The following is a 7444-nucleotide window of genomic DNA, read 5'->3' as shown; positions in this document are numbered from 1 at the left end:
CCCGTGGCGGCGCACGACCGCGGCCCTGGTCTATGGCGGCTTTTCGCTGTCGCTGGGCGCGATGCTCAGCGCGGGAGCGCCGATGTCGGACGCCCTTCGCCTGGCGTTGCGCGGCGTGCGCTCCGATCTCGCCCGCCGGCGGCTGGAGCCGGTGCTGCATCAGGTGCGCCAGGGACTGGCGCTGTCGGAGGCTCTGCAGGGCGTGGCCGACTTCCCCCGCGCCGTCGGTCGGCTGGCCGCCGTCGGCGAGGCCACCGGCGCGCTCGGCGCCATGATAGGCCGCGCGGGACGCCTGGAAGAGGAAGCCGCCGTGCGTCGCATCGAGGCGGCCGCCCGCCTGCTGGGGCCCGTGATGATCGTGCTGCTCGGGGGGCTGATCGGCCTGATGATGGGCGGGCTGCTGTCAGGCGTCACCGAGCTCGGGTCGTCGGTGATGGAGTAGGGCGCCAGGCGCCAGGGCCGCCAAGGGCGGCGGCGTTTCTCGGTAGGGAGGCAGCTTTAGGTTATCGGCCTCCGGCAAGGCCCAACCGCCCGCCATCATCGGCCGGGTTAGCTTTCGTCTCGCGTCATCGCGTAATTTGAACGTCTCGCCTATATAGCGACCCTTCCGACGGATAATGGCGCGCCAGGATCCGGAAGGAGAGATTCACAACGGTGGCCATTTGCGTGTACGCCATGTGAATATTGAGGCGTCGGGTCGTGGAGAAAAACTGCGCGGATGGCGTGTCTGCGGCGGTTTGTCGAGCGATCTAACTCGTTGAATATGTGATTAAAATTATGGAATTTCGAGCTCATAGGTTCTCCGTGGCGCCCATGATGGATTGGAGCGACCGCCACTGCCGGTCGCTGCATCGCGTGCTGTCGTCGCAGGCGCTGCTCTATTCGGAGATGGTCACCACCGGCGCCGTACTGCACGGCGATCGCGAGCGGCTGCTGGGCTATTCGAGCGACCAGCATCCGGTGGCGCTGCAACTGGGCGGCTCCGAGCCCGCCGACCTGGCCGCCGCCGCCCGCATCGGCGAGGACTACGGCTACGACGAGATCAATCTCAATGTCGGCTGCCCGTCCGACCGCGTGCAGAGCGGCCGGTTCGGCGCCTGCCTGATGCGCGAGCCCGACCTGGTGGCCGAATGCATGGCCGCCATGGCGAACGCCGTGAAGGCGCCGGTGACGGTCAAGTGCCGGATCGGCGTCGACGACCAGGATCCGGAGGAGGCGCTGTTCACCCTGGTGGACAAGTGCGTCGCCGCCGGCGTCACCAGCTTCATCGTCCACGCCCGCAAGGCCTGGCTGCAGGGCCTGTCGCCGAAGGAAAACCGCGACGTCCCGCCGCTCGACTACCCGCTGGTCTATCGGCTCAAACGCGAGCGCCCGGACCTGTTCATCGCCATCAACGGCGGCGTGCCCAGTGTCGACGCGGCGCTGGAGCATCTTGAGCACGTCGACAGCGTCATGCTGGGCCGCGCGGCCTATCACGAGGCGGGCCTGCTGGGCGCGGTCGACCGCCGTGTCTACGGCCTCGATGTTTCCGACGTCTCGCCCTTCGAGGCCGTCGAGCGCTACCGCCCCTATATCGAGCGCAGCCTGGCCGAGGGCTGGCGCCTGGCCGGGATCACCCGCCACATGCTGGGCCTGTTCCACGGCCTGCCGGGCGCGCGCGCCTGGCGGCGGATCCTCACCGTCGAGGGCGTGGCCGAGGGCGCGGGGGTCGCGGTCGTCGACAAGGCCCTGGACGCCGTCCGCCGCGCCGTCGACGAGCGCGAGGCGAGGGGACTGGAGTCGGCCGCAGGCTGAGCCTTAGGAACTCTTGCCGTCTTTCAAGGGTTTGCCGCCCGACAAGACTTCAAGGGACGTCCTGAAATGAAGATTCGATTTTTCGTGGCGGGTGTCGGCGCGGCGCTGCTGGCGGCCGCCGGTTCTCAGGCCCTGGCCCAGGACGGCGGAAACTTCGCCGTCGGCGGCAACATCGGCACGCCCGGTATCGGGCTCGAGGCCCAGTATCGCCTGAACGACAGCTTCGTGGTCCGGGGCGGCGGCGACTGGCTCGACTTCGACCACGACGAGACCTACAGCGGCGTCGCCTACACCGGCAAGGTCAAGTCCAAGACCGCCGGCCTGTTCCTCGACTGGCATCCGATGCAGGGCGGCTTCTTCGTCTCGGGCGGCAGCTATTTCGGCAAGCGCAAGATCAACCTTTCGGGCACGCCCACCGAGAACACCCAGATCGGCGGCGCGACCTTCACCCCCGCCCAGATCGGCACCATCACCGGCGACGTCGAGCTGTCCGACGCCCAGCCGTTCCTGGGCCTGGGCTGGGATAACACCTTCAGCGGCGACGGCGGCTGGGGCTTCCGGGTTCTGGGCGGCGTGTCGTTCAGCGACAGCCCCAAGGTCGACCTGACGGCCTCGGGCGGCACGCTCTCCAACGACCCCACCTTCCAGCAGCGCCTGCGCGAGGAAGAGGCCGAGGTCCGCGACGACGCCAAGGACTTCAAGTACTTCCCGGTGGCGCAGATCGGGCTGACCTACCGGTTCTAACGTTCCTCAAGCCCGTCATCCCGGAAAGCCCGCAGGGCTTATCCGGGACCCAGGGGACTGGGCGCCGCGCTTGGGTTCGCCGTCCTCCCAGTGGCCGATGCGATGCGGCGGCCCCTGGGTCCCGGCTCTGCGCTTCGCTCCGGCCGGGATGACGACGAAGGGGCTAAGCCACCAGCGCCGCCCGGATCGCGCCGGCCGCAGCCATCGCGTCCGCCGGGGCCAGCAGCACCTGCAAGCCCCGCTGGCCGCCGTTGATGAACACGCGCTCCAGCACGAACGCCTCGTCCTCGATGGCGGTGGGCACCTTCTTGCGTTGTCCGAAGGGGCTGACCCCGCCCACCTTGAAGCCGGTCAGGCGCTCGGCGTCGGCCGGCTTCATCATGGCCGCCGCCTTGCCGCTGAAGGCCGCCGCCAGCTTCTTCATGCTGACCTCGCGGTCGGACGGCACGATCACGCAGACCGGCTTGCCGTCCACCTGGGCCATCAGGGTCTTGAGCACCTGGCCGGGTTCGACGCCCAGGGCCTCGGCGGCCTGCAGCCCCACGCGCTCGGCATTGGGGTCATAGTCGTAGGTCGCCACCTCGAAGGCGACGCCGGCCTTGGAAAGCGCCAGGGTCGCGGGCGTGCTCTTGGACATCGGTCATCCCCTCCAACTCCATCGCGGTTGATGGCGCAAACCGCAAAACCCGTCTAGCAGTCGGCCTCTGTTTTCCGACGGACCGCCTGCCGATGACCCGCGCCGAGATCGAACCCTTCCACGCCATCGGCATCAGCCGCCTGGCGCACCAGCTGAAGGGGGAGGGCGCTTCGGTCATCCACATGGAGTTCGGCCAGCCCTCGACCGGCGCCCCCGCGCCCGCCATCGCCCGCGCCCACCAGGTGCTCGACAGCGATGGCATGGGCTATTGGGAGAGCCCGGCGCTCAAGGCCCGCATCGCCCGCCACTACGCCGAGACCTACGGCGTCGCCATCGAGGCCGAGCAGGTGATCCTGACCTGCGGCGCCTCGCCGGCTCTCGTTTTGGCCCTGTCGAGCGCCTTCTCGCCCGGCGACCGGGTGGCCCTGGCGCGGCCCGGCTACGTCGCCTACCGCAACAGCCTGAAAGCCCTGCACCTGACGCCGGTCGAGATCGCCTGCGGTCCGGAGAGCCGCTACCAGCTGACCGCCGCGGCCCTGGCCGCGCTGGATCCGGCGCCGGCGGGCGTCATCATCGCCAGCCCCGCCAACCCCACCGGCACCATCATCCCGCCCGAGGAACTGGCGGCCATAGCCGAGGTCTGCCGCGAGCGCGGGATCCGCATCGTCTCCGACGAGATCTATCATGGCCTGAGCTACGTCGGCCCCACCCACTCGATGCTGGAGTTCGAGCCGACGCCCCTGATCGTCAACAGCTTCTCCAAGTACTTCAGCATGGTCGGCTGGCGGCTGGGCTGGCTGGTCGCGCCGGCCGATCTGGTCACCCGCGCCCGCGCCTTCGTCGGCAACCTGTTCCTGACCGCGCCGTCGCTCAGCCAGCACGCGGGCCTGGCCGCCATGGACGCCCGCGATGAGCTGGAGGGCCACGTCGCCGTCTATCGCGCCAACCGCCAGCTGCTGCTCGACGCCCTGCCGGCGCTGGGCCTGACCGCCATCGCTCCGCCCGACGGCGCTTTCTACATCGGGGCCGACATCGGGCATCTGACCGACGACAGCCTGGCCTTCTGCGAGCGCCTGCTGCGCGAAACCGGCGTGGCCACGGCCCCCGGCCTCGATTTCGACCCGGTCGAGGGACGACACTTCATACGCTTCAGCTTCGCGGTCGGGGCGCCGCTGGTGAAGGAGGCGCTGGAGCGCATCACGCCCTGGTTCGCGGCTCAAACTGCATATTCCAAATAATGCATTGACTATCCATTATGTGAGAATAAACCTGCGCACGTTCCGGTGTTGAATGGGCGGGTAGTCTTCCGTCTGCGCGGCGTCTCGACCGCCCCGGTACGGGAGGGCGCACCGCCATGGATCCTTTCAACCGCCGCGATTTCCTGCGCACGGCCGCCGTGGCCGGGGCCATGGTCCCCGTCGCCGCCCAGGCCGCACAGGCCGCCGCTTCGGCCCCCGTCGCGCTGGACGCCGACGGCGTCCGCTGGCTCGACGGCGCGCCGCCCGCCGCCCACGAGGGCCAGACCTTCGGCCTGCCGTGGCCGCGGGGGACCCAAAAGGCCAAGACGACCTTCACGGTCGCCGGCGCCGACGGCCAGATCGTGCCCGTCCAGACCTGGCCGCTGGCCTACTGGCCCGACGGTTCACTGAAGTGGACCGGCCACGCCGTCCCCGCCGGCGCCGGCCTCGGCGCCGTCGCCCTCAAGGTCCAGCCCGGCAAGCCGGTCGCTCCCGCCTCGGGCGTTTCCGTGCGCGAGACCGCCGACGCGGTCGAGATCGTCAGCGGCGAGCAGTCCTGGCTGATCCCGCGCAAGGGTCCCAATGTCATCGCCCGCGCCACGGTGGCCGGCCGCGAGACCCTGCGCGACGTGCGCCTGGTGGCCCTGACCCAGGACAAGCCCGACCTCGACGACGGTCCCGTCACCCAGACCCGCTTCGAGGGCGAAGTCACCGCCGTGACCGTCGAACAGAAGGGCCCGGTCCGCGCCGTCGTGAAGCTGGAGGGCAATCACCGCCAGGGCGAGCGCGCCTGGCTGCCCTTCACCCTGCGCCTCTACGTCTATGCCGGCGCCCGCTCGCTGCGGATCATGCACAGCTTCGTCTTCGACGGCGACGAGAACCGCGACTTCCTGCGCGGCCTGGGCCTCGTCGGGACCGCGCCCCTGACCGATCCGCTCTACGACCGCCACGTCCGCTTCTCGGGCGAGGGCGACGGCGTCTGGGGCGAGGGCGTGCGCCCGCTGACCGGCCTGCGTCGCGATCCCGGCAAGGCCTGGCGCGACGCCCAGGTGGCCGGCCAGAAGACCCCGGGGCTCGAGGGCATGGCGCCGACCGTCTCCAAGCGTCTCGATCTGATCCCGGCCTGGGGCGACTTCACCCTCAGCCAGCCCAATTCCGACGGTTTCAGCATCAAGAAGCGCACCAAGGCCGGCCACGGCTGGATCGACGCGGTGACCAGCGGCCGGGCCACGGGCCTGGGCTATATCGGCGGGGCCAGCGGCGGCGTCGCCTTCGCCCTGACCGACTTCTGGAAGCGCTGCCCCACGCGCCTGGACATCCGCAACGCCCACACCGACGCGGCGCAGTTCACCATCTGGCTGTGGTCGCCCGACACCCCGGCTATGGACCTGCGCTTCTACCACGACGGTCTGGGCCAGACCGACCACGCCGCCGAGCGTGAAGGCCTGGAGATCACCTACGAGGACTACGAAAAGGGCTGGGGCCGTCCGCTGGGCATCGCCCGCACCAACGAAATCACCCTCTGGGCCCTGCCGACCACCCCGTCGCGGGATGAGTTCGCGGCCATGGCCGGCCGCCTGCGCGCCGCCCCGCGCCTGGTGGCCACGCCGGCCCGGCTGAAGGCGGCGCAGGTGTTCGGCGACTGGAGCCTGGTCGACCGCTCCACCCCGACCCGCCGCGTCATCGAGGACCAGAACGACGGCCTGCTCGACTTCTACATGAAGGACGTCGAGCAGCGCCGCTGGTACGGCTTCTGGAACCACGGCGACGTCATGCACACCTATGACAGCGACCGTCACGTCTGGCGCTACGACATCGGCGGTTTCGCCTGGGCCAATTCCGAGCTGTCGCCGGACCTGTGGCTGTGGCTGTCGTTCGTGCGCTCGGGCCGGGCCGACGTCTTCCGCTTCGCCGAGGCCATGACCCGTCACACCGGCGAGGTCGATGTCTGCCATCTCGGACCCTATCGCGGCTTTGGCACGCGCCACGGCGTCCAGCACTGGGCCGACAGCTCCAAGCAGCCGCGCGTCTCCAACGCCGCCTATCGCCGCTACTACTACTACCTGACCGCCGACGAGCGGGTCGGCGACCTGATGCACGACCTGATCGGCTCGGACGAGACCCTCAGCCGCGTCGATATCAGCCGCAAGCTGCCGAACGGCCCCGCCTCGCATCCGCCGGGCGTCGTCGATATGGGCTTCGGCACCAGCTGGAGCGCCTTCGCCGCGGCCTGGCTCACCGAGTGGGAGCGCACCGGCGACAAGCGCTGGCGCGACCGCCTGCTGGCCGGCATGGACAGCATCGCGGGCTTCAAGCAGCAGTGGTTCGCTGGCGGCGCCGACTTCGACCTCAAGACCGGCCGCTTCCTCGGCGCGGGCGACAAGGTCAGCGTCTCGCACCTCAACGCCGTGTTCGGCGCCGTCGAGGTCCATTCCGAGCTGTTCCAGCTGATCGACGACCCGGCCTACAAGAACGCCTGGCTCGACTACTGCCAGTTCTACAACGCCTCCGACGCCGAGTTCCGGGCCAAGACCGGCGCGCCGGCCAAGGGGCGCAACCTCAAGGAAGGCCATTCGCGCCTGACCGCCTACGCCGCCTTCCAGCGCAAGGACCCGGCCCTGGCCGAACGCGCCTGGATGGAGTTCTTCAGCGGCGACGCAGGCCTGGGCATCGGCGCGGTGGCCACCGAGCGCCGCATCGAAGGCCCGGCCGTCATCGAGCCGATCGTCGAGATCCCCCGCGTCTCGACCAACGCCTCGTCCCAGTGGGGCCTGGCGGCCATCCAGAACCTCGCCCTGGTCGGCGACGCCCTGGAAGCCGCCCGCGCCAAACTCCCCACCGCCCCCCGCCGCTCCAACGGCGGCGACGCCGGCAAGGATGCGTTCTGAACCGGTTCCTCCCCCGTGCAAACAGGGGAGGGGGCTCCGTGCATCCCCCCCTCCCGTAAAATCCCCGCGAAAGCGAAACAACGGATCCCTCTCCCCTTGCGGGAGAGGGTGGCCTCGCGGAGCGAGGTCGGGTGAGGGGTCTC

6 protein-coding genes are annotated in these 7444 nt (G+C 69.9%); 5 read left to right on the top strand and 1 reads right to left on the bottom strand.

Going from position 1 to position 7444, the window contains the following annotated elements; all coding sequences use genetic code 11:
- The 3 genes from DMC18_RS24515 to DMC18_RS24500 all read left to right on the top strand — a co-directional run.
- A partial coding sequence (locus tag DMC18_RS24515; RefSeq protein WP_199232634.1) for a type II secretion system F family protein occupies nt 1-442 on the top strand: 442 nt, incomplete at its 5' end.
- Between the two features lie 335 nt (nt 443-777).
- A complete protein-coding gene (dusA, locus tag DMC18_RS24505) occupies nt 778-1794 on the top strand; it encodes a tRNA dihydrouridine(20/20a) synthase DusA (RefSeq protein ID WP_370443960.1) in 1017 nt (338 codons plus the stop codon).
- A gap of 66 nt (nt 1795-1860) precedes the next feature.
- On the top strand, nt 1861-2538 hold the full coding sequence (locus DMC18_RS24500; protein WP_110117557.1) for a hypothetical protein: 678 nt from the start codon (nt 1861-1863) through the stop codon (nt 2536-2538).
- Nucleotides 2539-2701: 163 nt separating this feature from the next.
- On the opposite strand, the gene ybaK is transcribed toward DMC18_RS24500, so the two are convergent.
- Nucleotides 2702-3175 carry a Cys-tRNA(Pro) deacylase gene (ybaK, locus tag DMC18_RS24495; protein ID WP_110117556.1) on the bottom strand — a complete coding sequence of 158 codons (474 nt, stop codon included), beginning with the start codon at nt 3173-3175 and terminating at the stop codon, nt 2702-2704.
- A 92-nt stretch (nt 3176-3267) separates the two neighbouring features.
- Between ybaK and DMC18_RS24490 the strand changes: the two genes are divergently transcribed.
- Together DMC18_RS24490 and DMC18_RS24485 are read left to right on the top strand one after the other, a co-directional pair.
- Entirely contained in the window at nt 3268-4413 is a 1146-nt protein-coding gene (locus DMC18_RS24490) for a pyridoxal phosphate-dependent aminotransferase (RefSeq protein WP_110117555.1), read from the top strand.
- Nucleotides 4414-4529: 116 nt separating this feature from the next.
- Complete coding sequence (locus DMC18_RS24485) at nt 4530-7301, top strand: Tat pathway signal sequence domain protein (protein ID WP_110133395.1); 2772 nt, start codon at nt 4530-4532, stop codon at nt 7299-7301.
- The last annotated feature ends 143 nt before the right edge of the window (nt 7302-7444 follow it).

It is taken from the genome of Caulobacter sp. D5 (assembly GCF_003185805.1).
GTDB lineage: Bacteria > Pseudomonadota > Alphaproteobacteria > Caulobacterales > Caulobacteraceae > Caulobacter.
The sequence above is the reverse complement of the archived record's forward strand: the minus strand, read 5'-3'. Positions and strand labels throughout refer to the sequence as shown.

Excerpts from the sequence above, each read along its gene's own strand:
- DMC18_RS24485 (WP_110133395.1), top strand. The coding sequence starts at position 4,530 with ATGGATCCTTTCAACCGCCGCGATTTCCTGCGCACGGCCGCCGTGGCC.
- ybaK (WP_110117556.1), bottom strand. The coding sequence starts at position 3,175 with ATGTCCAAGAGCACGCCCGCGACCCTGGCGCTTTCCAAGGCCGGCGTC.
- DMC18_RS24490 (WP_110117555.1), top strand. The coding sequence starts at position 3,268 with ATGACCCGCGCCGAGATCGAACCCTTCCACGCCATCGGCATCAGCCGC.
- dusA (WP_370443960.1), top strand. The coding sequence starts at position 778 with ATGGAATTTCGAGCTCATAGGTTCTCCGTGGCGCCCATGATGGATTGG.
- DMC18_RS24500 (WP_110117557.1), top strand. The coding sequence starts at position 1,861 with ATGAAGATTCGATTTTTCGTGGCGGGTGTCGGCGCGGCGCTGCTGGCG.